The organism is Bacillus sp. TCT6 (genome assembly GCF_056033845.1).
This window is the reverse complement of record NZ_JBVYHX010000001.1, coordinates 4,054,468-4,079,459: the sequence shown is the minus strand read 5'-3', so window position 1 is coordinate 4,079,459 and position 24,992 is coordinate 4,054,468. Positions and strand designations below refer to the sequence as shown.

23 protein-coding genes and 1 other annotated feature are annotated in these 24,992 nt (G+C 37.6%); of the genes, 19 read left to right on the top strand and 4 right to left on the bottom strand.

What is annotated here, in order from left to right:
• Nucleotides 1-126: 126 nt before the first annotated feature.
• Genes ruvA through yajC form a run of 6 tightly spaced genes read left to right on the top strand, consistent with a single transcriptional unit; the run spans nt 127 to nt 4,460 of the window.
• A complete protein-coding gene (ruvA, locus tag AC0ONG_RS20825; RefSeq protein WP_000464512.1) occupies nt 127-744 on the top strand; it encodes a Holliday junction DNA helicase RuvA in 618 nt (205 codons plus the stop codon).
• A 5-nt stretch (nt 745-749) separates the two neighbouring features.
• Entirely contained in the window at nt 750-1,751 is a 1,002-nt protein-coding gene (gene ruvB, locus AC0ONG_RS20820) for a Holliday junction branch migration DNA helicase RuvB (protein ID WP_000344464.1), read from the top strand.
• Nucleotides 1,748-1,948 carry a DUF2905 domain-containing protein gene (locus AC0ONG_RS20815; RefSeq protein ID WP_000138162.1) on the top strand — a complete coding sequence of 67 codons (201 nt, stop codon included), beginning with the start codon at nt 1,748-1,750 and terminating at the stop codon, nt 1,946-1,948. Before ruvB ends, AC0ONG_RS20815 begins: the two co-directional genes overlap by 4 nt.
• A gap of 19 nt (nt 1,949-1,967) precedes the next feature.
• A complete protein-coding gene (gene queA / locus AC0ONG_RS20810; RefSeq protein ID WP_474203901.1) occupies nt 1,968-3,020 on the top strand; it encodes a tRNA preQ1(34) S-adenosylmethionine ribosyltransferase-isomerase QueA in 1,053 nt (350 codons plus the stop codon).
• Between the two features lie 12 nt (nt 3,021-3,032).
• Nucleotides 3,033-4,172 (top strand): tRNA guanosine(34) transglycosylase Tgt, encoded by a 1,140-nt coding sequence (gene tgt, locus AC0ONG_RS20805; protein WP_000125365.1) that lies wholly within the window; start codon nt 3,033-3,035, stop codon nt 4,170-4,172.
• Between the two features lie 27 nt (nt 4,173-4,199).
• The gene (gene yajC, locus AC0ONG_RS20800; protein ID WP_000991113.1) at nt 4,200-4,460 is read left to right on the top strand and encodes a preprotein translocase subunit YajC; all 261 of its coding nucleotides are present in this window, start codon (nt 4,200-4,202) and stop codon (nt 4,458-4,460) included.
• 36 nt (nt 4,461-4,496) lie between these two features.
• Here the strand turns inward: yajC and AC0ONG_RS20795 are convergent, their stop codons facing one another.
• A complete protein-coding gene (locus tag AC0ONG_RS20795; protein ID WP_000349145.1) occupies nt 4,497-4,880 on the bottom strand; it encodes a TIGR04086 family membrane protein in 384 nt (127 codons plus the stop codon).
• A 103-nt stretch (nt 4,881-4,983) separates the two neighbouring features.
• Between AC0ONG_RS20795 and AC0ONG_RS20790 the strand changes: the two genes are divergently transcribed.
• Nucleotides 4,984-5,631: a DUF421 domain-containing protein gene (locus AC0ONG_RS20790; RefSeq protein WP_000454822.1), complete on the top strand. Its 648-nt coding sequence runs from the start codon at nt 4,984-4,986 to the stop codon at nt 5,629-5,631.
• An 80-nt stretch (nt 5,632-5,711) separates the two neighbouring features.
• On the opposite strand, the gene spoVB is transcribed toward AC0ONG_RS20790, so the two are convergent.
• Entirely contained in the window at nt 5,712-7,271 is a 1,560-nt protein-coding gene (gene spoVB, locus AC0ONG_RS20785) for a stage V sporulation protein B (RefSeq protein ID WP_000198293.1), read from the bottom strand.
• Nucleotides 7,272-7,456: 185 nt separating this feature from the next.
• Between spoVB and AC0ONG_RS20780 the strand changes: the two genes are divergently transcribed.
• From AC0ONG_RS20780 to AC0ONG_RS20725, 12 genes are all read left to right on the top strand, one after another.
• Nucleotides 7,457-7,741, top strand: a complete 285-nt coding sequence (locus AC0ONG_RS20780) for a post-transcriptional regulator (RefSeq protein ID WP_000884549.1) — start codon at nt 7,457-7,459, stop codon at nt 7,739-7,741.
• A gap of 269 nt (nt 7,742-8,010) precedes the next feature.
• Nucleotides 8,011-10,275 (top strand): protein translocase subunit SecDF, encoded by a 2,265-nt coding sequence (gene secDF, locus AC0ONG_RS20775; protein ID WP_016077245.1) that lies wholly within the window; start codon nt 8,011-8,013, stop codon nt 10,273-10,275.
• Nucleotides 10,276-10,431: 156 nt separating this feature from the next.
• On the top strand, nt 10,432-11,325 hold the full coding sequence (locus tag AC0ONG_RS20770; protein WP_000409739.1) for a cation diffusion facilitator family transporter: 894 nt from the start codon (nt 10,432-10,434) through the stop codon (nt 11,323-11,325).
• A 101-nt stretch (nt 11,326-11,426) separates the two neighbouring features.
• Nucleotides 11,427-13,766, top strand: coding sequence for a single-stranded-DNA-specific exonuclease RecJ (gene recJ, locus AC0ONG_RS20765; protein WP_016077246.1), 2,340 nt, complete (start codon nt 11,427-11,429; stop codon nt 13,764-13,766).
• Between the two features lie 47 nt (nt 13,767-13,813).
• Nucleotides 13,814-14,326 carry an adenine phosphoribosyltransferase gene (locus AC0ONG_RS20760; protein WP_000346215.1) on the top strand — a complete coding sequence of 171 codons (513 nt, stop codon included), beginning with the start codon at nt 13,814-13,816 and terminating at the stop codon, nt 14,324-14,326.
• 210 nt (nt 14,327-14,536) lie between these two features.
• Nucleotides 14,537-16,720 carry a GTP diphosphokinase gene (relA, locus tag AC0ONG_RS20755; protein WP_001262795.1) on the top strand — a complete coding sequence of 728 codons (2,184 nt, stop codon included), beginning with the start codon at nt 14,537-14,539 and terminating at the stop codon, nt 16,718-16,720.
• A gap of 16 nt (nt 16,721-16,736) precedes the next feature.
• Nucleotides 16,737-17,177, top strand: a complete 441-nt coding sequence (locus AC0ONG_RS20750; RefSeq protein WP_001266969.1) for a D-tyrosyl-tRNA(Tyr) deacylase — start codon at nt 16,737-16,739, stop codon at nt 17,175-17,177.
• A gap of 115 nt (nt 17,178-17,292) precedes the next feature.
• Nucleotides 17,293-17,625 carry a YrdB family protein gene (locus AC0ONG_RS20745; RefSeq protein ID WP_000938751.1) on the top strand — a complete coding sequence of 111 codons (333 nt, stop codon included), beginning with the start codon at nt 17,293-17,295 and terminating at the stop codon, nt 17,623-17,625.
• 82 nt (nt 17,626-17,707) lie between these two features.
• Nucleotides 17,708-17,884 (top strand): hypothetical protein, encoded by a 177-nt coding sequence (locus tag AC0ONG_RS20740; protein WP_001242605.1) that lies wholly within the window; start codon nt 17,708-17,710, stop codon nt 17,882-17,884.
• 54 nt (nt 17,885-17,938) lie between these two features.
• Nucleotides 17,939-18,169, top strand: a binding site (T-box leader).
• Nucleotides 18,170-18,238: 69 nt separating this feature from the next.
• Nucleotides 18,239-19,510, top strand: coding sequence for a histidine--tRNA ligase (hisS, locus tag AC0ONG_RS20735; protein ID WP_000027086.1), 1,272 nt, complete (start codon nt 18,239-18,241; stop codon nt 19,508-19,510).
• A 12-nt stretch (nt 19,511-19,522) separates the two neighbouring features.
• Nucleotides 19,523-21,298 (top strand): aspartate--tRNA ligase, encoded by a 1,776-nt coding sequence (gene aspS, locus AC0ONG_RS20730; RefSeq protein ID WP_000840901.1) that lies wholly within the window; start codon nt 19,523-19,525, stop codon nt 21,296-21,298.
• 509 nt (nt 21,299-21,807) lie between these two features.
• Nucleotides 21,808-22,575, top strand: a complete 768-nt coding sequence (locus tag AC0ONG_RS20725; RefSeq protein WP_000903182.1) for a tRNA threonylcarbamoyladenosine dehydratase — start codon at nt 21,808-21,810, stop codon at nt 22,573-22,575.
• A 373-nt stretch (nt 22,576-22,948) separates the two neighbouring features.
• On the opposite strand, the gene AC0ONG_RS20720 is transcribed toward AC0ONG_RS20725, so the two are convergent.
• Together AC0ONG_RS20720 and AC0ONG_RS20715 are read right to left on the bottom strand one after the other, a co-directional pair.
• A complete protein-coding gene (locus AC0ONG_RS20720; protein WP_000857697.1) occupies nt 22,949-23,590 on the bottom strand; it encodes an RsfA family transcriptional regulator in 642 nt (213 codons plus the stop codon).
• Between the two features lie 37 nt (nt 23,591-23,627).
• Nucleotides 23,628-24,914, bottom strand: coding sequence for a replication-associated recombination protein A (locus AC0ONG_RS20715; protein WP_000812912.1), 1,287 nt, complete (start codon nt 24,912-24,914; stop codon nt 23,628-23,630).
• Nucleotides 24,915-24,992: the final 78 nt, after the last annotated feature.

The following is a 24,992-nucleotide window of genomic DNA, read 5'->3' as shown; positions in this document are numbered from 1 at the left end:
TTAACCTTTCTGTCAATGGAAAATAACAGAAGTTTCAAGTGGAGAACATTTGTTGGGGCAGTCTCGCTTTTCTATCATTAAATATGTTAAAATGGAATACATGATTTAAGAGGGAGAGATCGTATTTTGTTTGAATATGTTACAGGTTACGTGGAGTATGTAGGGCCGGAATATGTCGTAATTGATCATAATGGAATTGGTTATCAAATTTTCACACCGAATCCGTATGTATTTCAAAGAAGTAAGCAAGAAATCCGTGTCTATACATATCATTATGTGAGAGAAGATATTATGGCACTTTACGGGTTTAAAACACGTGAAGAGCGTTTATTATTTACAAAGTTGTTAGGCGTGTCTGGCATTGGGCCAAAAGGCGCTCTTGCAATTTTAGCTTCTGGTCAAACAGGACAGGTCGTTCAAGCGATTGAGCATGAAGATGAGAAGTTTTTAGTGAAATTCCCAGGCGTCGGAAAGAAAACAGCACGCCAAATGATTTTAGATTTAAAAGGAAAACTAGCAGATGTCGTACCAGATGCATTTGTTGATTTATTCTCAGACACAGAACGTTTTGATGAGAAGAAAGGTACATCAGCTGAGCTTGATGAGGCACTGGAAGCTCTGCGCGCACTTGGATACGCAGAACGCGAAGTTTCTCGCGTTGTACCAGAGTTATTAAAAGAATCATTAACGACGGATCAGTATATTAAAAAGGCACTTAGTCTTTTACTAAATGGTAAGAGGTGAGTATAATGGACGAACGTCTCCTTTCAGGGGAATCTGCATATGAAGATTCGGATTTAGAATATTCATTACGGCCACAGACGCTCCGTCAGTATATTGGCCAAGATAAAGCGAAACATAATTTAGAAGTATTTATTGAAGCGGCGAAAATGCGTGAAGAAACGTTAGATCATGTGCTTTTATATGGACCACCAGGTCTTGGTAAAACGACGCTTGCGAATATTATTGCTAATGAAATGGGCGTTAATGTTAGAACAACTTCAGGTCCGGCAATTGAAAGACCAGGAGATTTAGCTGCTGTATTAACAGCGCTTCAGCCAGGAGATGTATTATTTATTGATGAAATTCATCGTTTGCATAGATCAATTGAAGAAGTATTGTATCCTGCAATGGAAGACTTTTGCCTTGATATCGTAATTGGAAAAGGGCCTTCAGCACGTTCTGTACGCCTAGATTTACCGCCATTTACATTAGTTGGAGCAACGACACGCGCCGGAGCATTATCAGCGCCGCTTCGTGACCGATTCGGTGTACTTTCAAGGTTAGAGTATTACACAGTAGATCAGCTTTCTGCGATTGTTGAACGTACAGCAGAAGTATTCGAAGTTGAAATTGATTCGTTAGCTGCACTAGAAATTGCAAGGCGTGCTCGTGGTACACCTCGTATTGCAAATCGTCTTTTAAGACGTGTACGTGATTTCGCGCAAGTTCGTGGTAACGGAACGGTTACGATGGAAATTACACAAATGGCATTAGAGCTACTGCAAGTAGATAAATTAGGTTTAGATCATATTGATCATAAATTACTGCTTGGTATTATTGAGAAATTCCGTGGTGGTCCAGTTGGATTAGAAACGGTTTCAGCAACAATTGGAGAAGAATCTCATACGATTGAAGATGTGTATGAGCCGTATTTATTACAAATTGGCTTTTTACAACGAACGCCAAGGGGCCGAATTGTAACGCCGCTTGCGTATGAACATTTCGGAATGGAGATACCAAAAGTATGACGGAGATGCCAAAGCTGCTTATTACAGCGGGGATCTTACTCATTGTTGTTGGATTAGCTTGGAAGTTCATTGGAAGGCTTCCAGGCGATATTTTTGTTAAAAAAGGAAACGTTACCTTTTATTTTCCTATCATTACATGTATTGTGTTAAGTATTGTATTATCTTTTATTATGTATATAATAAATCGATTCAAATAAGAAATAGGTGGATATAGCTATGGATATAAATCTGTTTGATTTTCATTTACCAGAAGAACTTATTGCACAAGTCCCGTTAGAAGATCGTGAAACATCAAGATTAATGGTGTTAGACCGTGAAACAGGTGATATTGAGCATAAACATTTTACGGACATTCTTTCCTACTTACATGAGGGGGATTGTTTAGTTTTAAATGAAACGAAAGTTATGCCTGCTCGTTTGCATGGTGTGAAAGAAGATACAGGCGCACACATTGAAGTACTTCTTTTAAAACAAGAAGAGGGCGATAAGTGGGAAACGCTTGTAAAGCCAGCGAAACGTGTAAAAGAAGGAACTGTTATCTCTTTTGGCGAAGGAAAATTAAAAGCAACTTGCACAGGAACTGCAGATCAAGGTGGACGTCAGCTTGAATTTTCATATGACGGCATCTTCTATGAAATTTTAGATGAACTTGGGGAAATGCCACTTCCTCCATATATTAAAGAGACGCTAGAAGATCGCGATCGCTATCAAACAGTATATGCGAAAGAAATTGGTTCAGCAGCAGCGCCGACTGCGGGACTTCACTTTACAGAAGAGTTACTTGAGAAGTTAAAGCAAAAAGGCGTTCAGTTAGCATTCATTACACTTCACGTAGGACTTGGAACATTTAGACCAGTTTCTGCAGATACGATTGAAGAACACCATATGCACGCAGAATATTACCATATGTCTGAAGAGACAGCGGCATTATTAAAGCGTGTAAAAGAGAATGGTGGACGTATTATTACTGTAGGTACGACATCAACTCGTACGTTAGAAACAATTGCAACAGATCATAACGGTAAGCTTTGCGCCGCTTCTGGATGGACAGATATTTTCATGTATCCGGGATATGAATTTAAAGCAATTGATGGTTTAATTACAAACTTCCACTTGCCGAAATCAACATTAATCATGCTTGTAAGTGCATTTGCAAATAGAGATAATGTACTTCATGCTTACAATGAAGCAGTAAAAGAAAAATATCGTTTCTTTAGCTTCGGTGATGCAATGTTCGTTGCATCTCACGCTAAAATGAGAAACAAATAAAAGGAGTAAGTTATGACAGCAATTCGTTATGAATTTATTAAGACATGTAAACAAACGGGTGCCCGTTTAGGTCGTGTGCATACACCGCACGGTTCATTTGATACACCAACATTTATGCCAGTTGGTACACTTGCGACAGTTAAGACAATGTCACCAGAAGAATTAAAAGCAATGGATTCTGGCATTATTTTAAGTAATACGTATCATTTATGGCTACGTCCAGGTCATGAAATTATTCGTGAAGCAGGCGGCTTGCATAAATTTATGAACTGGGATCGTGCAATCTTAACAGACTCTGGTGGTTTCCAAGTATTCAGTTTAAGTGACTTCCGTCGTATTGAAGAGGAAGGCGTTCACTTCCGTAACCACTTAAATGGAGATAAATTATTCTTATCACCAGAAAAAGCGATGGAAATTCAAAATGCATTAGGTTCAGATATTATGATGGCATTTGATGAGTGTCCACCATTCCCAGCTACTTTTGAATATATGAAGAAGTCTGTAGAACGTACAAGCCGTTGGGCAGAACGTTGCTTAAAAGCGCATGAACGTCCACAAGATCAAGGTTTATTCGGTATTGTACAGGGCGGGGAGTACGAAGAGCTTCGTCGTCAAAGTGCAAAAGACCTTGTTTCAATGGACTTCCCTGGTTACGCTGTAGGTGGTTTATCTGTAGGTGAGCCGAAAGATATTATGAACCGTGTACTTGAGTTTACAACACCACTTCTTCCAGATAATAAGCCACGTTACTTAATGGGAGTAGGTTCTCCTGACTCATTAATCGATGGTGCAATTCGTGGTATTGATATGTTTGACTGCGTACTTCCAACTCGTATCGCTCGAAATGGTACATGTATGACAAGTGAAGGTCGTCTAGTTGTAAAAAATGCGAAATTTGCAAGAGACTTCGGTCCGCTTGATCCAAATTGTGATTGCTATACATGTAAAAATTACTCTCGTGCGTACATTCGTCACTTAATGAAATGTGATGAAACGTTCGGAATTCGTTTAACGTCTTATCACAACCTTCATTTTCTGTTAAACTTAATGGAGCAGGTGAGACAAGCTATTCGTGAAGACCGTCTTGGCGATTTCCGCGAAGAATTCTTTGAACAGTATGGCTTTAATAAACCGAATGCTAAAAACTTCTAATACATAATTTAAAAGGAGGAACAAAAGATGAATGCAGGTATGATGAATATCGTTATGATTGTTGCGATGTTTGCGATTTTCTATTTCTTATTAATTCGCCCGCAACAAAAGCGTCAAAAAGCAGTTGCTCAAATGCAAAACGAATTAGCAAAAGGTGATGCTATCATAACAATTGGTGGCTTACACGGTACAATCGAATCAGTAGATGACACGAAAATTGTTATTAAATCTGGTGGTTCACACTTAACTTTCGATCGCAATGCGATTCGTGAAGTTGTGAAAAACTAATGTGGAAGGCCCTGCATGAAATGTGCAGGGCCTTTTTTAGTTACTTTGCTTTGACATATTTACACCGAAAATACCACCGAGTGTACTCGCCCCCATTAATGCTAATTGATAAAGTAATTGTGAGTTCGATAAAGTTTGAGAAAAGCCTAAATAGTTAACTAGAAAAACGAGTATAGTGAACGTGAGACCTGTTGTGAGACCTACTAGCCACCCTTTCCCCTGTGCTTTGTTGCCAGCAATAAAACCAGACATAAGCATAGATAAAAGAGCGAGTATAAAAATAGTAACGGCTAATGTCCCTTCGTTTATATTCGTAAACTTTAATAAAAGAGCCATAATCATGCTAGTAAGAGATGCGAGAATTAATAGTGTAGTAATACCGAATCCGATTGCAGTGGATAATTTTTTCGTTCCATCCATTTATACATTCCCCCTTTTTAATACAAGCATATTTTCCTTTTGTCTAAGTTAGACTAGTTTCTTTTTTATAGGGGAGTCTATACGTAAAAAAGGAGATGTAGAAATGGAATGGATATCAATAATTGGACGGACAATGCTTTTGTATACCATCATCTTAATTATTTTTCGTCTTATGGGTAAACGTGAGATAGGAGAGCTAAGTGTATTAGATTTAGTCGTATTTATTATGCTTGGAGAAATGGCTGTAGTAGCAATTGAAAATACCGATAAATCACTTTGGCATCAATTAATTCCGATGACTTTTCTTATGTGCATCCAAATTATTTTGTCAGTCATTTCCCTAAAGTATCAACGCTTTCGGCATTTAATAGAAGGTGAGCCGGCTATTCTTGTAAACGCGGGGAAGATTGATGAAAAGAAGATGAGAAAGCAACGTTATAATATAGATGATTTAATGATGCAATTAAGGGAGCAAGGAGTTGGAGATATTCGGGATGTAGAATATGCTATTTTGGAACCGTCTGGGAAGTTATCTGTCTTTCAAAAACAAAAAAATAAACAGGATGTATTGCAGTTTACTCTTCCTCTTATTATTGATGGAGAAATTCAATCTAGTCATTTACAAATGATTGAACATACAGATGAATGGCTTATTGAGAAATTAAAAAACTTAGGTTATAACGATGTGACACAAATTTTATACTGTAGTTTTCAAAACGGAAAATTTTTTGTTGATGTAAAAGAAAATTAGAGATTTATTCTTTGAAAGAGTAAGAATGATTAGTTTAACTAATAATCAGTGGAGATTACCCCACTGATTAAAGTTTCAACTTATTTCAAAAATGAAAGTTTACGAATGATAGGGAGACGACTTAACTCTTCTTTTCGAATGAGTTTGAAGGTGAAGAGAAGTACGATATAAACAATTGTTGTTAAAGTGATTTCCCATAATGTTTGTATGCCGAGGGAATGAGAGAAAATAATATATTTATGAATATAAAAACCGAAGGCGCCTGCGATACCGATGGCAAGTCCGCCGAAAATATAGTCTTTTGCGTAAATGGTAAATGTAATCTTTTTTAAAACAGTAGCGTAGTGAAGAAATGTTACTGTTACAATATTTGCAGCGATAGCGAGAGCAACTCCCATCATTTGAAATTCTGGCCTTGAGGCTAGTACAAAAATAACAATTAATTTCACGGTGGCGCCAATAAATGTATTCATCATTGCAGCTCTTGCTAAGTTTAAAGCTTGCAAAACAGAGGTCAGTGGACTTTGGAAATAATGAAATAAAAAGCAAGGTGCAAGAAGTTGAATGAATGCTGTTGCGCTGTCTGATCCGTACATAAGAGTTAAAACAGGAGAAGCGAATACATATAATATAACGACAGACCATCCCCCGGTAATTAATGAAATTCGAAGTGCTTGTTGTAAGCGGTGCTCCACTAATTTATGTTGTCTTTTTGCCATCGCTTCACTAATAGAAGGGACGAGCGCTGTAGAAAGAGCGTATGTAATAAAGGCGGGTAGTGATAGGAGCGGGAATGCATAACCGTTTAACATGCCGTATTGCTGGGTTGCAACAGAAGCAGCGACACCAGCGATTGCTAAGCTTTGCATAACGACAATAGGTTCAAAAAAATATGAAACGGAGCCGATTAAACGACTTCCTGTAGTGGGAAGAGCTATATCCATAAGGGAATAAAATGTTCCTTTGCTCTCCTTTACAGTAGTGAAAAATCCAGAGCGTATTGATAAATGTTTTTCGCGCTGAAATAACGTGAGTAAAAATAATAAGGATGCAACTTCACCGAGAACAGCTGATAACATAGCACCGGCTGCAGCATATTCTACGCCGTAAGGTAAAAATAATTGAATGCATATAGCGATGATGGTAATGCGGACAACTTGTTCTAGAACTTGTGCATAAGCGCTAGGTTTCATATTTTGTTTCCCTTGAAAGTAACCGCGCAAAACAGAAGAAATGGCAATAACAGGAACGACGGGCAAAATGGCTATTAATGGATAGTACGTTCTTTCGTCGGTTAATAATGTTTTTGCTAAAATAGGTGTGAGGAACATAATTCCGATTGTTAATATGATACTAATAACGGATGTAACAGCTAGTGATACAGTTAATATTTTTTTAACTCTTTGTTTATCGTTCACAGCTTCCGCTTCTGCTACAAATTTTGCGATTGCGACAGGAAGACCGATTTGTGTTAATGTAATTGCTAAAATGAATGTAGGAACGGCCATCATATAAAGACCAACGCCTTCTTCACCTAAAATACGTGCCATTACTATACGATTGATGAAACCGAGTATTTTTGTAATAAATCCGGCTATCATTAAAATAAATGCGCCTTTTAAAAAGCTTTGTCTCGTCATGTTCTTCTCCTACCTTCTCAAAATCAATGGAATGATTTACAATAATTTATATGCACGTACGAGACAAGAATGACAAGCATTTAAGAGAGTGAACTATGATAGCGCTCTTGAAAGTAGTTATTGCTGTCCATTAGAGCGGGATTAAAGCGACTTTTTCGTGCTGAAATAAGAAGGAGATGTTATAGATGTTAGATAAAGAGGCTTTGGTAGAATCATACCGCGGACAGTTACAAGTCGTTTTAGAAAGTAAAGTAGAAGAGTTTCACATGTTCGGTTACGACCGAGTGACAGATGATGATATTTGGAAGTTTCTCAAAGTGAAAAAGTGGAAAAAGATAGACAGTGATGTTAGATTATATGAATTGGTAAATGATGTATTAAGAGTAAGTGCTAATGAGTATATGACATATTTAACTGTTGAAGCGTACCAAGCGCCACTTTGGTCATTTGATGAGTACGAAAATAAATAACCGACTGCAATTGGTTTGTTCTTCCTTTTGCAGTATAATGATATGTATTGATAAAGAGGAAATAATTATGTCTAAGATTATATATAAAGGAGGTAGTGAAGAGGAAAATAAATGATGAAAGTCTAGGTAGTGTAAAAGCTTACCTATACAGCTAGTGATGAACTAGCAAAAATTATAGAAAGGAAGTCTACTAACTAGGCGTATGCACACGTATAAAAGTGAATCGTAAGAGATTTATTTAAAGTGTTAGTAGCAGAAAGAGGGTACATATGGCAAAGCGTGGTACGAGAATTGCCGCCTTTTTCCTCATCGTCTTATTAATCGGTGGAGTAATTGGTGCGGCGGGAAAAGACATAGCAAAAGGAATTAGTCTAGGACTAGACCTTCGCGGTGGTTTTGAAATTCTGTATGAAGTAAAACCAGCCAAAAAAGGTGATAAAATCGATCGAGACGTACTTGTAAGTACAGTAGGTGCTCTTGAAAATCGTGTCAATGTTCTCGGTGTAAGTGAGCCGAACATTCAAATCGAAGGGCAAGATCGAATTCGTGTACAGCTTGCTGGTGTACAAGATCAGCAAAAAGCACGTGAAATGTTATCAACACAAGCGAAATTAACATTCCGTGATGTGGATGATAACCTTCTTATGGATGGAACGGATTTAAAAGGCGGCGGAGCGAAGCAAACATTTGATGAGCAAGGCCGTGCGAGCGTAGGTCTTACACTGAAAAGCGCTGAAAAATTCCGTGCAGTAACTGAAAAAATTTCTAAAATGCCACCACCAACGAATTTAATGGTGATTTGGCTGGACTTTGAAGAAGGAAAAGATTCATATAAAGCAGAATCTGCAAAACCGAATCCGAAGTTCTTATCAGCAGCAACAGTAAGCCAAGTATTTAACCAAGCTGAAGTATCTATCGTAGGTGGAAACTTCACAGTTGAAAGTGCGAAACAACTTTCATCTTTATTAAATGCAGGTGCACTTCCTGTTGATTTAAAAGAAATGTATTCAACATCTGTTGGAGCGAAATTTGGTCAACAAGCATTAGATCAAACAATTTTCGCTAGTGCGATTGGTATCGCTCTTATTTTCTTATTTATGCTTGTGTATTACCGTTTACCAGGGCTTGTAGCTGTAATTATGTTAGGTCTATACATTTTCGTTACATTACTTGTCTTTAACTGGATGCATGCAGTTCTTACGTTGCCAGGTATTGCGGCGTTAGTGCTCGGGGTAGGTATCGCAGTTGATGCGAATATTATTACTTACGAGAGATTGAAAGAAGAGCTGAAAATTGGTAAGTCCATGATGTCAGCATTCCGAGCTGGTAACCATCGTTCATTAGCAACAATTCTAGATGCGAACGTTACGACTCTTGCAGCTGCAGGTGTGTTATTTGTATATGGTACAAGCTCAGTCCAAGGGTTTGCAACAAGTTTAATTGTAAGTATTTTAGTCGGTTTCATTACGAACGTATTCGGTACTCGTTTCTTACTAGGTTTACTTGTAAAGAGCCGTTACTTTGATAAAAAACCAGGATATTTTGGTGTGAAACAAAAGGATATTATTCCTTTAACAAAAGGTGTAGTACATCCACCAACGAAATTTGATCGTATTAACTTCGTAAATATCGGTCATAAATTCCTTATCTTCTCAATTGTAGTTGTAATTGCAGGTGCAATTATCCTGCCAATTTTCAAGTTGAATCTTGGTATTGACTTTGCAAGTGGTACACGTATGGACTTGCAATCAAAACAAGCAGTTACTGTGGCTGATGTTCATAAAGATTTTAAAGAGTTGAACATTGATGTGAAGGAAGAAAATATTGTACCGACTGGGGATGACAATAAAGGTTTCGCAGTTCGTACATTAGGTGTTTTATCAAAAGATGAAATTGCGAAAACAAAAACATTCTTCCATGATAAATATGGTACGGATCCAAACATAAGTACAGTTTCACCGACAATCGGTAAAGAGATTGCACGAAATGCATTTATCGCTGTACTAATTGCTTCTGCAGTTATCATTTTATACGTAAGTATTCGATTCCGATTTACGTATGCGTTATCTGCAGTGCTTGCGTTACTACATGACGCATTCGTTATGGTTGTTATGTTTAGTATTTTCCAATTGGAGGTAGACTTAACGTTTATCGCTGCAGTACTAACAATCATCGGTTATTCTATTAATGACTCGATTGTTACATTTGATAGAAACCGTGAATTATACAAACAGAAAAAACGAGTGCGCGATATAAAAGACCTAGAAGAAATCGTAAATGCAAGTATTCGCCAAACGCTTGGTCGTTCGATTAACACCGTATTAACAGTGTTACTCCCAGTAATTGCACTGCTTATCTTCGGTAGTGAGTCATTACGTAACTTCTCGTTTGCGTTACTTGTTGGATTAATTGTAGGTACGTACTCTTCTGTTTTCGTTGCTTCTCAAATTTGGTTAATGCTTGAAAACCGTCGTTTGAAAAGAGGTAAAAACAAGAAGAAGGTTGAGAAAGTAGAATCTGAACCGCAAGTATAGAAAAGATGATGTCTCTTTATGAGGCATCTCTTTTTTCGTTTGTGGATACAATAAGATAGCAACTTTTTAATGGGAATAATATGGAAGAAAGTGGTGGTTTTATCGCTGTTTTTGTTAAAATAAAATGATAGGTTAAGAAAAGAAGGGATTTTAATTATGGAAAAAGATGAACGTTTTAAACAGGCCGAGTTTGGTGCTATTGTCGGGATCGTTGGTAATATTATATTAGCAATTGTAAAGGCGGTAATTGGTTATATTGGGAACAGTAAAGCACTGTTAGCAGATGCGGTGCATTCTGCATCAGATGTAATTGGTTCGCTAGCTGTACTTTTTGGATTGCGAGCGGCAAAGCAGCCACCTGATGAAGATCATCCGTATGGTCATGGTAAAGCGGAATCGATTTCAGCGATTATTGTTGCGGTATTATTATTTATTGTGGGACTCGAGATAGCGATTTCGTCTATAAAAGCTTTTTCGCAGGAACTAGAACCACCGAAAGGAATTACGATTTTTGCTGTTGTTCTTTCGATTATCGTGAAAGAAGGAATGTTCCAATATAAATTCCGATTAGGGAAGAGGGTAAATAGTGATGCAATTATTGCAAATGCATATGAGCACCGTTCGGATGTATTTTCTTCAATTGCAGCTTTAATCGGTATTTGTGCAGCTATAATCGGTGGTAAGCTTGGTGTAGACTGGCTTGTATACGCTGATCCGATTGCAGGATTAGCTGTTTCACTTCTTGTTGTAAAAATGGCATGGAGCATTGGAGCGGAAGCAATTCATGCAACGCTTGACCATGTTCTTCATGAGGAGGATGTTATTCCGCTTAGAGAAGCAGTTCTTCAAGTAGATGGTGTGAAAAAAATTGGTTCTTTATATGCACGGGAGCATGGTCATTATGTTATTGTCGATATTAAAGTGTCTGTAGATCCATACATTACTGTAGAAGAAGGACACCGCATTGGAAAACATGTGAAAGAAATACTTATGAAACAAGAGAATGTACAAAATGTATTCGTACATATAAATCCGTATTCTCCAAATTAAACATCATTAACATTTTTGTATATAGATATTGCATCGTAGTTTGCATTATATTGTCACCCCTTAATCTGTCTTGTATAATAAACAGGTTAAGGGGTGATTTCGTGTTACAACCGAAGACGCGTTGGAAAGAAAAAGAATATAATGACGAGCGAGTGAGTGAATTAGCAAGTAAATTACAGTTATCGCCACTTGTCGTTTCATTATTCCTCGGTAGAGGACTAGATACAGAAGATAAGATTTTAGATTTTTTAAATACAGAAAATCAAGAATTTCATGATCCATTTTTATTAGAAGGAATGGATAGAACGGTAGAACGTGTAAATAAGGCGATTCAAAATGGAGAGCAAATATTAATATTTGGTGATTACGATGCGGACGGAGTAAGTAGTACGACGGTTTTATATCTTGCTCTTCAAGAATTAGGTGCAGAAGTAGAATTTTACATTCCAAATCGTTTTACAGAAGGGTATGGACCGAACGAAGAAGCGTTTCGTTGGGCGCATAGCGCAGGGTTCTCACTGATTATTACTGTCGACACTGGCATCGCAGCAGTACATGAAGCGAATGTAGCAAAGGAGCTTGGAATAGATCTAATTATTACAGATCACCATGAGCCACCGCCAGAATTGCCAGAAGCACTTGCGATTATACATCCGAAATTAGATGGCGGTGTATATCCGTTTCACTATTTAGCTGGTGTAGGTGTTGCGTTTAAAGTTGCGCATGCACTATTAGGCCGTGTACCAGAACATTTATTAGAGATTGCAGTAATCGGTACAGTAGCCGATTTAGTATCACTTCATGGTGAAAATAGGTTGCTAGTGAAACGCGGTTTAAAACATATGCGTATGACGAAAAATATCGGTTTGAAGGCATTGTTTAAAGTTGCTAACGTTTCGCAAAGTGAAATTACAGAAGAGAGTATTGGCTTCTCAATTGCACCGCGTATTAATGCGGTCGGGCGTTTAGAAGATGCAACGCCGGCTGTACACCTTTTATTATCAGATGATCCTGAGGAAGCGAAAGAGTTGGCCGAAGAAATTGATGAGCTGAACAAACTGCGAAAAGATATTGTAAAGCAAATTACCGAAGAGGCTATCGCTGAAGTTGAAAATAACTTTCCGCCAGAAGAAAACAAAGTATTAGTACTTGCAAAAGAAGGTTGGAATCCAGGTGTAATTGGGATTGTCGCTTCTAAATTAGTTGAACGTTTTTATCGTCCGACTATTGTATTATGCATTGATCCTATAAAAGAAACAGCAAAAGGCTCAGCGCGTAGTATTGCAGGATTTGATTTGTTTGCAAATTTATCAGATTGTAGAGAGTTATTGCCACACTTCGGAGGGCATCCGATGGCAGCTGGGATGACGCTACATATGAATGATGTAGATGAATTACGCCGTCGCTTAAATGAACAGGCAGATGCAATTTTAACAGAAGAAGATTTTATTCCAATTACAGCAGTTGATGTTTTTTGTAAAGTGGAGGATGTAACGCTAGCGGCAATTGAAGATATGCAGAAGTTAGCACCATTTGGTGTTGGAAATCCGAAACCACGTATTGCAGTGAAAGATGCAGAGTTAGAAAGTATTCGCGCAATCGGATCAGATGGCTCTCATTTAAAAATGGCTCTTCGTGATGGACAAGCAACACTGGATACAATTGGATTCGGTTTCGGTGCATATGCGAAAGAAATCTCTCCAGTTGCAAAAGTATCTGTAATAGGAGAAGCATCTATCAATGAATGGAATAATTTTAAGAAGCCGCAATTAATGGTACAAGATATTGCTGTAGAGGCGTGGCAACTATTTGATTGGCGTAGTATGCGTAATGCAGAAGCAAATTTAGCAGAACTTCCGAAAGAAAAAATAACAATGGTGTATTTTTCTGAAGAGGTATTGAATAAATTTTCTTTAGAGGACTATAAAGAAAAGCTTATGCATGCGTCAGAAGTAACGCATTTAGATGATCAATACATCGTGTTACTCGATTTGCCAAACGGAACAGATGAATTACGTGAGTTATTTAAAGTAGGATTCCCAGCGCGAATTTATACGCTGTTTTATCAAGAAAATAACCATCTATTTAGTACAGTTCCTACGAGAGAACACTTTAAATGGTACTATTCTTTCTTAAGCCAAAAAACACCATTTTCTTTAAGACAATATGGAGAACAACTATGTCGTCATAAAGGTTGGTCAAAAGATACAGTAAATTTCATGACACAGGTGTTTTTTGAGTTAGAATTTGTTACAATAAAAGATGGCGTCATTTTTATGGCAGACAAAAAACAAAAGCGTGATTTAATTGAATCGAACACATATCGTGAGAAAATGAACCACTTACAATTAGAAAAAGAATTGGTTTATAGCACATATCAGCAACTATATACATGGTTTGAAACGATTCGTAATCATAAAGAAGTAGAACAGTTAGGGTAAAGGATTTGTATTTACAAACCTTTTAGATCTGAGGAGGATTCAGAAATATGGATTTCAAGCAACATATCGCAATTGTACCGGATTATCCGAAAGAAGGTATTGTGTTCAAAGACATTACACCTTTAATGAATGACGGTAAAGCATACAAAGCAGCAACAGATGCAATCGTTGAGTACGCAAAAGAAAGAGATATCGATGTTGTAGTAGGACCAGAAGCTCGTGGTTTCATTATCGGTTGCCCAGTTTCTTATGCGTTAGAAGTAGGATTTGCACCAGTTCGTAAATTAGGGAAATTACCACGTGAAGTAATTACAGTTGACTACGGTAAAGAATATGGTAAAGATGTTTTAACAATCCATAAAGATGCAATTAAGCCAGGTCAACGCGTATTAATTACAGATGATCTATTAGCTACAGGTGGAACAATCGAAGCGACAATTAAGTTAGTTGAAGAGCTAGGCGGAGTTGTAGCAGGAATTGCATTCTTAGTAGAGCTTACTTACTTAGATGGTCGTAAAATGTTAGATGGTTACGATGTATTAGTATTAGAAAAATACTAATCACTATATAGGTAAAACTACGGTGATAAAAAGTACCCGTGAATCTCTTGGAGAGGAGCGGGTACTTTTGTATAATTGAACAAAAAATCATGGTGAAATGTCAGTAAAATCTTTTCCTTTTCACAATTCACAATCATTGGGTTATAATGATAGAATATAATTTATTCTATTAAATAAAGATAAAGTCAATTTTCAATAAAAGGTGATTCGATGGCAAATGAGCAGGTACTAACAGCTGAACAGGTACTCGAGAAAGCAAGTCAATATTTAGCGGATGAAGATATTGAGCTAGTGGCACGTGCCTATGAATATGCACGTGATGCGCATAGCGAACAATATAGAAAATCGGGTGAACCGTATATTATTCATCCGATTCAAGTTGCAGGTATTTTAGTTGATTTACACATGGATCCAGCTACGGTATCAGCAGGTTTCTTACATGATGTAGTGGAAGATACAGAGATTACGTTAGAAGATATTGAACGGGAATTTAACAAAGAAATTGCTATGCTTGTTGATGGTGTTACAAAGCTTGGGAAAATCAAATATAAATCTCACGAACAACAACAAGCAGAAAACCATCGCAAAATGTTTATTGCAATGGCTCAAGATATTAGAGTTATTTTAATTAAACTAGCTGATCGTCTTCATAACATGCGTACATTGAAACATTTGCCTCAAGAGAAGCAGCGTCGCATAGCGAATGAAACGTTAGAAATCTTTGCACCTTTAGCACATAGACTCGGAATTAGTACTATTAAATGGGAGCTAGAGGATACGTCACTTCGCTATTTAAATCCACAGCAATATTATCGTATTGTAAATTTAATGAAGCGTAAACGTGCAGAACGTGAAGAATATTTAGACGAAGTAATGACTGGTATTCGTGAGAAATTAAAAGAAGTTGCAATTCAACCTGAGATTTCTGGAAGACCGAAACATATTTACAGTATTTATCGTAAAATGGCACTGCAAAATAAGCAGTTCAATGAAATTTACGATTTATTAGCTGTACGTGTTGTTGTAAATAGTATTAAAGATTGTTATGCGGTGCTTGGAATTATTCATACGTGCTGGAAGCCGATGCCAGGTCGTTTTAAAGATTATATTGCAATGCCAAAAGCAAATCTATATCAATCTCTTCATACGACCGTAATTGGACCGAAAGGTGACCCACTTGAAGTGCAAATTCGTACGAAAGAAATGCACGAAATTGCAGAATTCGGGATCGCGGCACACTGGGCGTATAAAGAAGGAAAAACAGCAGAAACAACAGGTACATTAGAGAAGAAACTCACATGGTTCCGTCAAATATTAGAATGGCAAAATGAAGCTTCTAATGCAGAAGAATTTATGGAGTCATTAAAAATTGATTTATTCTCTGACATGGTATTCGTCTTTACACCGAAAGGCGATGTAATGGAATTACCACTTGGATCGGTTCCAATTGATTTCGCGTATCGTGTCCATTCGGAAATTGGGAATAAAACAATTGGTGCAAAAGTAAACGGTAAAATGGTGACGCTGGATTATAAATTAAAAACAGGCGACATCATTGAAATTTTAACGTCGAAACATTCCTATGGCCCAAGTCAAGATTGGGTAAAACTTGCTCAAACATCTCATGCAAAAAATAAAATTCGTCAATTCTTTAAGAAACAACGTAGAGACGAAAATATTGAAAAAGGCCGTGAACTTGTTGAAAAGGAAGTACGTGGTCTAGAGTATGAGATGAAAGAAGTATTAGCGCCTGATAACTTAAAACGCGTCGCTGAGAAATTTAACTTTGCAAATGAAGAAGATATGTTTGCAGCAGTTGGATATAGCGGAATTACAGCTTCGCAAATTGTTACGCGACTAACGGACAAGTTCCGCAAACAACGCGAAGAAGAAGAGATTGTTGAAGTTAAAGAAGTTCGTAAACCGATGAAAATTCGAAAATGGGATTCTGGTGTAAAAGTAAGCGGTGCTGATAATTTATTAATCCGTTTATCGAAATGCTGTAACCCAGTTCCGGGCGATGATATCGTTGGATATATTACAAAAGGCCGAGGCGTATCGATTCACCGCCGTGATTGTGTAAATGTTCATACAGAAGAAGCTGTAGAAAGATTATTAGAAGTAGAGTGGGAAGGTAGCCCTGAAAAAGAAATTGAGTATAACGTTGATATTGAAATTTCAGGTTACGATCGCCGTGGTTTATTAAATGAAGTACTGCAAGCTGTTACAGAGACGAAAACGTACATTTCAGCTGTTTCTGGTAGAAGTGACCGTAATAAGATGGCGACAATTAATATGTCAATCTCAATTCGTAACTTACAACATTTGAAAAAAGTAGTAGAACGCATTAAACGTGTTCCGGAAATTTATGCAGTACGACGCATGATGCATTAATAGGGAGTGTAGAAAGATGAGAGTTGTTTTACAACGATCAAAGAAAGCGTCTGTCACGGTAGACGGTGAGATCGTAGGACAAATTCCGTTCGGTTTAACATTACTAGTTGGCATTACGCACGAAGATACAGAAAAAGATGCAACTTACATTGCGGAAAAAATTTCAAACTTACGTATTTTTGAAGATGAGAGCGGAAAGATGAATCATTCTGTACTTGATGTAGAAGGACAAGTTCTATCTATTTCGCAATTCACATTATACGGAGATTGTCGCAAGGGGAGACGTCCAAACTTTATGGATGCTGCGAAACCTGACTATGCAGAGCGTTTATACGATTTCTTTAATGAAGAAGTTCGCAAACAAGGATTGCATGTAGAAACAGGGAAATTCGGAGCAATGATGGACGTTTCTTTAATCAATGATGGTCCGGTGACCTTAATTGTAGAAAGTAAATAGTGTTGATAAAAAAGAGAGGGTTATATAATCCTCTCTTTTTTATACATTGTTGTATGTTTTGTTCATTTATCATACGATTAATTTGAAGGGGAATAAAAGGAAAAGAAGGTGTAGTATGCTTCAAGAATTTAATATAGCTTTACGTTTTATGCTAGAGTTATGTATTCTTGGGATTGTTGGATACTGGGGGTTTCGAGTAGGAACAACAACAGCTATAAAAATTACACTTGCTATTATTATTCCGATTGTTGTTACTGCCATTTGGGGGTTATTTGGAGCTCCACATGCAGAATGGGAAGTAAAAGGTATATTACATGTATTATTAGAAATTATCGTATTTGGAGTAGGTGTTGCAGCATTATATCATTTGAAGCATCATATGCTAGCAAGTGGACTGGCTATTGTTATTGTTATAAATCGAATACTAATGTTTATTTGGAATCAATAGCAGTTTCGGTTATGTATAACTCTCTCATCAATATGGAACAATAAAAAGTAAAACATCCATATTGAATGTGAGGGATATACGTATGCGCATGAATGAAAAAGGGCATTCTGTTACAAATGGTGCAAATCAACTATTTAACGTGAATTTTCATGATTTTATTTCAAAAGAGCAAAACAATACTTCAATGGAGCTTGCTTCCGAGTTTGGGATTTCTCTTCAAGATGTAAAGCGTCTAAAGAAGCAGATTGAACGTTCTTAGAGCACTTGACAATCCTACTTAACAAACGTATAGTAATTTTATATTTACATATGAATATAACCGTTGATAGAGAAGAGTAAATGAGACACACATGGAAAGAGAAGGAATGTCTTAGGCTGAAAACATTTCTGCATGATGACTGATTGAATGACACTCTAGAGGTTTCAACTTGAACGGCATATATGCTTAGTAGGGATGAACGCATATTTAAGCGTTATTAAAAAAGTGGAAGCATACGTGCTTCAATTAGGGTGGCACCACGGGTATAATACTCTCGTCCCTACTGTTTAAACAGTAGAGGCGGGAGTTTTTTTATTTTTATTAAGATTAAAACAATTTGAGGAGGAACTGAATATGTCTATTCAAATCCCACGCGGAACGCAAGATATTCTTCCAGGCACTGTTGAGTTATGGCAGTATATCGAAGGGCAAGCACGCGAAATTTGCCGTCGTTACAATTATAAAGAAATTCGTACACCAATTTTTGAGCACACGGAGCTATTTTTACGTGGTGTTGGTGATACGACAGATATCGTACAAAAAGAAATGTACTCATTCCAAGATCGTGGAGAGCGCAGCTTAACATTACGTCCAGAAGGTACTGCACCTGTTGTACGTTCTTACGTTGAAAATAAAATGTTTGGTGATGCAACACAACCAACGAAATTATACTATATCGGTCAAATGTTCCGTTATGAAAGACCACAAGCAGGTCGCTATCGTCAATTCGTACAATTCGGTATCGAAGCAATCGGCAGTAATGATCCTGCAATTGATGCAGAAGTAATTGCACTTGCTGTTGAATTTTACCGCGGCATGGGCTTAAAAAATATTAAAGTTGTATTAAACAGTTTAGGTGATGCAGCGAGCCGTCAAGCACACCGTGATGCATTAATCGCACACTTTGAGCCACGTATCGGCGAATTCTGCTCTGACTGTCAATCTCGCTTAGAAAAGAACCCACTTCGAATTTTAGACTGTAAGAAAGACCGTAACCATGAATTAATGGGAACAGCACCATCTATTACAGAATACTTAAACGAAGATTCAGCAGTATACTACGACAAAGTTCAAGAACTATTAACGATGATGGATGTTCCATTTGAAAAAGATCCGAACTTAGTACGTGGTTTAGACTACTATCAACACACTGTTTTTGAAATTATGAGTGAGGCAGAAGGTTTCGGTGCGATCACTACATTAAGCGGTGGTGGCCGTTATAACGGACTTGTACAAGAAATCGGTGGACCAGAAATGCCAGGTATCGGTTTTGCAATGAGTATTGAACGTTTAATTATGGCGCTAAAAGCTGAAAATATTGAATTACCACTTGAACATAGCATTGATTGTTACGTTGTAGCGCTCGGTGAAAAAGCGAAAGACCATGCTGCAAAAGTTGCGTTCAATCTTCGTAAAGCTGGATTGTCAGTTGAAAAAGATTATTTAGATCGCAAAATGAAAGCACAATTTAAATCAGCAGATCGTCTAAAGGCGAAATTTGTAGCTGTATTAGGAGAAGATGAGCTGGATAAAGGTATCATTAACTTAAAAGATATGGCAACAGGTGAACAAGAAGAAGTAGCGTTAGATGTATTTGCTTCATACGTAGCAGAGAAATTAATATAGGGGGAACTTACAGTGGCTGAAAGAACACATGCATGTGGAAAAGTAACAGTAGAAGCTGTTGGACAAACAGTTCAATTAAAAGGTTGGGTACAAAAACGCCGTGACTTAGGTGGATTAATCTTTATCGATTTACGTGACCGCACAGGTATCGTACAAGTTGTATTTAACCCAGAAACATCAAAAGAAGCGTTAGAAGTAGCAGAAACAATTCGTAGTGAATACGTATTACACGTAGAAGGTACAGTTGTTGAACGTGGTGAAGGCGCAATTAATGACAATATGGCAACTGGTCGTATTGAAGTACAAGCAACAAAAGTAAATGTACTAAATGCAGCGAAAACAACGCCAATTATCATTGCTGATGATACAGATGCATCAGAAGATGTGCGTTTAAAATATCGTTATTTAGACTTACGTCGTCCTGTAATGTTCAACACATTCAAAATGCGTCACGACGTAACAAAAACAATTCGTAATTTCTTAGATACAGAAGAGTTTTTAGAAGTCGAAACACCAATTTTAACGAAAAGCACGCCAGAAGGAGCTCGTGACTATTTAGTACCAAGTCGTGTACATGATGGTGAATTCTATGCATTACCACAGTCACCACAGTTATTTAAACAGCTTCTTATGGTCGGCGGATTTGAGCGTTACTATCAAGTAGCACGTTGTTTCCGTGACGAAGATTTACGTGCGGATCGTCAACCAGAATTCACGCAAATCGATATCGAAGCTTCATTCTTAACACAAGATGAAATTTTAGATATGATGGAGCGTATGATGACGAAAGTTATGAAGGATGCAAAAGGTGTAGAAGTTAGTGCACCATTCCCTCGTATGAAATATGCTGATGCAATGGCTCGCTACGGTTCTGATAAGCCAGATACACGCTTTGAAATGGAACTAACAGACTTATCTGAGTTTGCAGCAGGTTGTGGATTTAAAGTGTTTACAAGTGCTGTAGAAAGCGGCGGACAAGTAAAAGCAATTAATGCAAAAGGTGCTGCAAGTAAATACTCTCGTAAAGACATCGATGCATTAACTGAATTTGTGAAAGTATACGGTGCAAAAGGTCTAGCTTGGCTTAAAGTTGAAGAAGACGGCCTAAAAGGACCGATTGCGAAATTCTTCGGTGAAGAAGATGCAAACGTGTTAATGACTACATTAGAAGCTACTGCTGGCGACTTATTACTATTTGTAGCAGATAAGAAGAGCGTTGTTGCAGATAGCTTAGGCGCACTTCGTTTACGTCTAGGTAAAGAGCTTGAGTTAATTGACGAAAGTAAATTTAACTTCCTATGGGTAACTGATTGGCCACTTCTTGAGTACGATGAAGATGCAGATCGTTACTTCGCAGCTCACCACCCATTCACAATGCCATTCCGTGAAGATGTTGAGCTACTAGAAACAGCACCAGAAAAAGCACGTGCACAAGCATATGACCTTGTATTAAACGGTTATGAGCTTGGTGGCGGATCACTTCGTATTTACGAGCGTGACGTACAAGAAAAAATGTTCAAAGCACTTGGATTCTCACAAGAAGAAGCGCAAGAGCAATTCGGATTCTTATTAGAAGCATTCGAATACGGTACACCACCACACGGCGGAATCGCATTAGGTTTAGACCGTCTTGTTATGTTACTTGCCGGCCGTACGAACCTTCGTGATACAATTGCATTCCCGAAAACAGCAAGCGCAAGCTGCTTATTAACAGAAGCTCCAAGCCCAGTTGCAGAAGCACAGCTTGAAGAATTGAACTTAAAATTAAGCTTGAAAGAAGAGAAGTAAGAATAGGGTCTAGATGGTTATACTATAACCGTCTAGACTTTTTTTGAGAGGAAGTTTAAAAAAGTCCGGTTCAGATGGAGGTCGCATCTCGTCGTTACTTCGCCAGTCCGGTGCTCGAGTAGTTAAAGCTACACTGCGCTCCTCTTGGCATAAGCGCCTCGAGCTGCTCGTCCCTCTGAATCCTCCTTTTTAAACATGTATTGGAGAGGAAGTTTAAAAAAGTCCGGTTCAGATGGAGGTCGCATCTCGTCGTTGCTTCGCTAGTCCGGTGCTCGAGTAGTTAAAGCTACACTGCGCTCCTCTTGGCATAAGCGCCTCGAGCTGCTCATCCCTCTGAATCCTCCTTTTTAAACATGTATTGAAAGGGAAGTTTAAAAAGTCCGGTGTACACTATGTTTTCATTTTCGAAATATGTATTTTTAGGAATTCTATAACTTTTTCTATACAAATAGTCGGAAAAACGCTAGAATACATGGTAGACCATTTTTGTAATAGGAGTGTAGAGCTGAATGTTACATCAATTTTCACGTAATGAATTAGCCTTCGGTAAAGAAGGACTTGAAATATTAAAAAATAGTACAGTCGGTATTTTAGGAATTGGTGGCGTAGGGTCATTTTCGGCAGAAGCGTTAGCACGTTCTGGCGTAGGACGTCTCGTATTAGTTGATAAAGACGTTGTAGATATTACAAACGTAAACCGTCAAATTCATGCTTTAGTATCTACTGTAGGACGTTCAAAAGTAGAATTAATGAAAGAGCGTATTGCAGACATTAATCCGGAATGTGAAGTAATTGGACTAGAAATGTTTTATACAGATGAAACATATGAAGAGTTCTTTAAACACGGTTTAGATTTCGTAGTGGATGCATCTGATACAATTACGTTCAAAATCCATTTAATTAAACAATGTTTACGTCGTAAAATTAAAATTATCTCATGTATGGGTGCAGCAAATAAAATGGACCCAACTCGTTTCCGTATTGCGGATATCTCTAAAACACATACAGATCCAATTGCGAAAGTAATTCGTACGAAGCTTCGTAAAGAGGGTATTAAAAAAGGTGTAAAAGTTGTCTTCTCTGACGAGAATCCAATCGTAATTCGTGAAGAAGTACGTAAAGAGATCGTACCAGACGAAAATGCAAAAATTCGTAAAGCGAAATTACCACCTTCATCAAATGCATTCGTACCATCTGTGGCAGGCTTAATTATGGCAAGTCACGTTGTACGTGAACGTATTAAAAACGTAGAAGTGAAACGTGTGGGGCAAGAATAAAGTGAAAGCATATATCCATTTTGGATATATGCTTTTTTATATGTATTAAAGAAATAAAAATATTTGCATTACTACTAGTTCAAATGTGAGCAAGGCTAGTAAGTAATGATTATATTTACCCAATCTATTTTGGGCGTTTCTTTGTATGACAGGGAGGAATGTTATTGTCAATCTTTGTCGTTAAATCGATATCCTTTGTCGAATCGTTGATATATTGCAAGTTGTGATAGATATATTTGAAAAATCGTTGATATATTGCAAGTTACGATAGATATATTTGAAAAATCGTTGATATAATTTCAATTACCGATATATATGGTTCACCGAAAACAAACAAGGATGTCACTTTTTTAACTAAGTGACATCCTTGTTTTTAATTCTCTGCAGAATAAATAATATCTAAATTCCCGTTTTGATCGGTTTTGAAAATCGGGGCAATTTGATCTTCTTGCTCTTCGACTGAAACAAGTTTTCGAGCACGATCCATAATTCTAACAAGCATCGCGTAATCTTCTTCGATTGCTTGTTGTTTTTTTGTGAGTACCGCTAATTTTGCTTCAAGTTCATTATTCGTTTTTTGTAGGGAAGTGAGCTGATTTTGTAATACATCATTTTCAGTTTGCAACTTTGCGATTGAAGGGTTATTATGTTCCATGTTTTGCAAAAATGAGATGACATTTTGCATTGTAAGTTCCTGTTTACTTGGCGTAATATCTTCTGAAAACTCAGCATCGATTACGAGTTGTTTCGTTTTCGTGAACTGATCTTTTTCTATTTTAGCTTCAGAACGTTTTAATTCTTTACGTTGTTTTTTTGCAATCTGCACTGCATCTTCGTAATTCGCTCGTACTTCAGCATTCCATCTAAAGCCACAAGCTGCTGAAGTGCGGTTCAACGCATCGCCGACTTCATCAAATGCTTTTATTTGTGTACTTCCGCTGCGAATATGTCGTAAAACAGTTTCTGCTAAAAGGAGATCATCTTCTTTTGTCCATGCATCTTGACGTGTTTTCATAAGCGAAGCCTCCATAATGGTGACGTTTTCGTTTATGTTACCCTTTATTTTTCGTTTTATTCGAAGTTTGTAATCTTTCATAAACAGTAGAAAGTGCTTGCTCAAATTTCCCTGTCGTTTTCGGTTTATAATATTGCTTGTTTTTTATTTTATCAGGTAAGTATTGTTGCCTTACCCAGCCGTTTGGATGGTCGTGTGGATATAAATATCCAATGCCTCTTCCAAGTGATTCTGCGCCTTTGTAATGACTATCTTTTAAATGGCTTGGAATATCACCTGTTTGATCGTTACGTAAATCATGTAGTGCTGCATCGAGTGCTTTATAAGCTGAATTTGATTTTGGTGATAAGCATAGCTCGATAACGGCATTTGCAAGTGGGATGCGTGCTTCTGGGAATCCGACTCGTTCAGCTGATTCAATTGCAGCTAGTGTACGCGGTCCAGCTTGTGGGCTAGCAAGTCCAATATCTTCATAAGCCATAATAAGAAGGCGTCTGCCAATACTTTGTAAATCACCTGCTTCAATAAGGCGTGCTAAATAATGGAGCGCTGCATTTACATCACTTCCGCGCACTGATTTTTGAAATGCTGATAATACGTCATAATGAGCATCGCCGCCTTTGTCGTGAACGAAGCTCTTCTTTTGTAAGCATTCTTCTGCAATCTCGAGTGTGATTTCAGCCGCTTGATCGTCTGTAGTAAAGCTGGATAATACAGCAAGCTCAAGTGCGTTATAAGCGGAACGCATATCACCACCAGAGGCGTTTGCAAAGTGATGTAGTGCTTCATCTGTTATCGTTACAGCATATTCTCCAAGGCCTTTTTCTTTATCTTCTAAAGCTCTTTTTAACCCAATTAAAATATCATCTTCTGTTAGTGCGTGTAATTCGAAAATTTGACATCTGCTTCGAATAGCGGAGTTTATTGCATGGAATGGATTACTTGTCGTTGCACCAATTAAAGTAAGAAGTCCGCTTTCTAAATGAGGTAATAGAAAGTCTTGCTTTGCTTTATCTAGACGGTGAACTTCATCTAAAATTAAAACGAGGTGTCGATGCATCTTCGCTTCTTGTACGACAACTTCCATATCTTTTTTATTGTGAGTAACAGCGTTTAATAGACGAAACGGGGTACCGGTACTTCCTGCAATTGCACTGGCAATGGATGTTTTTCCTGTACCTGGAGGACCGTATAAAATCATAGATTGAAAATGATTTGCTTGGACCATTCGCCATAAAATCTTTCCTTCACCAACTAAATGCTGTTGCCCAATAATTTCTTGAATATTTGTAGGGCGCATTCGATGTGCGAGTGGTTGTTTCATTTAGACCGTCTCCCTTAACATATAATCTCGTTCTATCGTATCATTTTTTTCTATGGAATTTGAAATAGTATGCTGTTT

What these genes read in the sequence shown, in the direction of transcription:
- AC0ONG_RS20740 (WP_001242605.1), top strand. Translation starts at nt 17,708, where the DNA reads ATGCGCATGAATGAAAAAGGGCATTCTGTTACAAATGGTGCAAATCAA.
- AC0ONG_RS20815 (WP_000138162.1), top strand. Translation starts at nt 1,748, where the DNA reads ATGACGGAGATGCCAAAGCTGCTTATTACAGCGGGGATCTTACTCATT.
- tgt (WP_000125365.1), top strand. Translation starts at nt 3,033, where the DNA reads ATGACAGCAATTCGTTATGAATTTATTAAGACATGTAAACAAACGGGT.
- AC0ONG_RS20795 (WP_000349145.1), bottom strand. Translation starts at nt 4,880, where the DNA reads ATGGATGGAACGAAAAAATTATCCACTGCAATCGGATTCGGTATTACT.
- AC0ONG_RS20790 (WP_000454822.1), top strand. Translation starts at nt 4,984, where the DNA reads ATGGAATGGATATCAATAATTGGACGGACAATGCTTTTGTATACCATC.
- queA (WP_474203901.1), top strand. Translation starts at nt 1,968, where the DNA reads ATGGATATAAATCTGTTTGATTTTCATTTACCAGAAGAACTTATTGCA.
- AC0ONG_RS20760 (WP_000346215.1), top strand. Translation starts at nt 13,814, where the DNA reads ATGGATTTCAAGCAACATATCGCAATTGTACCGGATTATCCGAAAGAA.
- secDF (WP_016077245.1), top strand. Translation starts at nt 8,011, where the DNA reads ATGGCAAAGCGTGGTACGAGAATTGCCGCCTTTTTCCTCATCGTCTTA.
- spoVB (WP_000198293.1), bottom strand. Translation starts at nt 7,271, where the DNA reads ATGACGAGACAAAGCTTTTTAAAAGGCGCATTTATTTTAATGATAGCC.
- relA (WP_001262795.1), top strand. Translation starts at nt 14,537, where the DNA reads ATGGCAAATGAGCAGGTACTAACAGCTGAACAGGTACTCGAGAAAGCA.
- AC0ONG_RS20725 (WP_000903182.1), top strand. Translation starts at nt 21,808, where the DNA reads ATGTTACATCAATTTTCACGTAATGAATTAGCCTTCGGTAAAGAAGGA.
- AC0ONG_RS20720 (WP_000857697.1), bottom strand. Translation starts at nt 23,590, where the DNA reads ATGAAAACACGTCAAGATGCATGGACAAAAGAAGATGATCTCCTTTTA.
- AC0ONG_RS20780 (WP_000884549.1), top strand. Translation starts at nt 7,457, where the DNA reads ATGTTAGATAAAGAGGCTTTGGTAGAATCATACCGCGGACAGTTACAA.
- AC0ONG_RS20750 (WP_001266969.1), top strand. Translation starts at nt 16,737, where the DNA reads ATGAGAGTTGTTTTACAACGATCAAAGAAAGCGTCTGTCACGGTAGAC.
- ruvB (WP_000344464.1), top strand. Translation starts at nt 750, where the DNA reads ATGGACGAACGTCTCCTTTCAGGGGAATCTGCATATGAAGATTCGGAT.
- AC0ONG_RS20745 (WP_000938751.1), top strand. Translation starts at nt 17,293, where the DNA reads ATGCTTCAAGAATTTAATATAGCTTTACGTTTTATGCTAGAGTTATGT.
- AC0ONG_RS20770 (WP_000409739.1), top strand. Translation starts at nt 10,432, where the DNA reads ATGGAAAAAGATGAACGTTTTAAACAGGCCGAGTTTGGTGCTATTGTC.
- AC0ONG_RS20715 (WP_000812912.1), bottom strand. Translation starts at nt 24,914, where the DNA reads ATGAAACAACCACTCGCACATCGAATGCGCCCTACAAATATTCAAGAA.
- hisS (WP_000027086.1), top strand. Translation starts at nt 18,239, where the DNA reads ATGTCTATTCAAATCCCACGCGGAACGCAAGATATTCTTCCAGGCACT.
- yajC (WP_000991113.1), top strand. Translation starts at nt 4,200, where the DNA reads ATGAATGCAGGTATGATGAATATCGTTATGATTGTTGCGATGTTTGCG.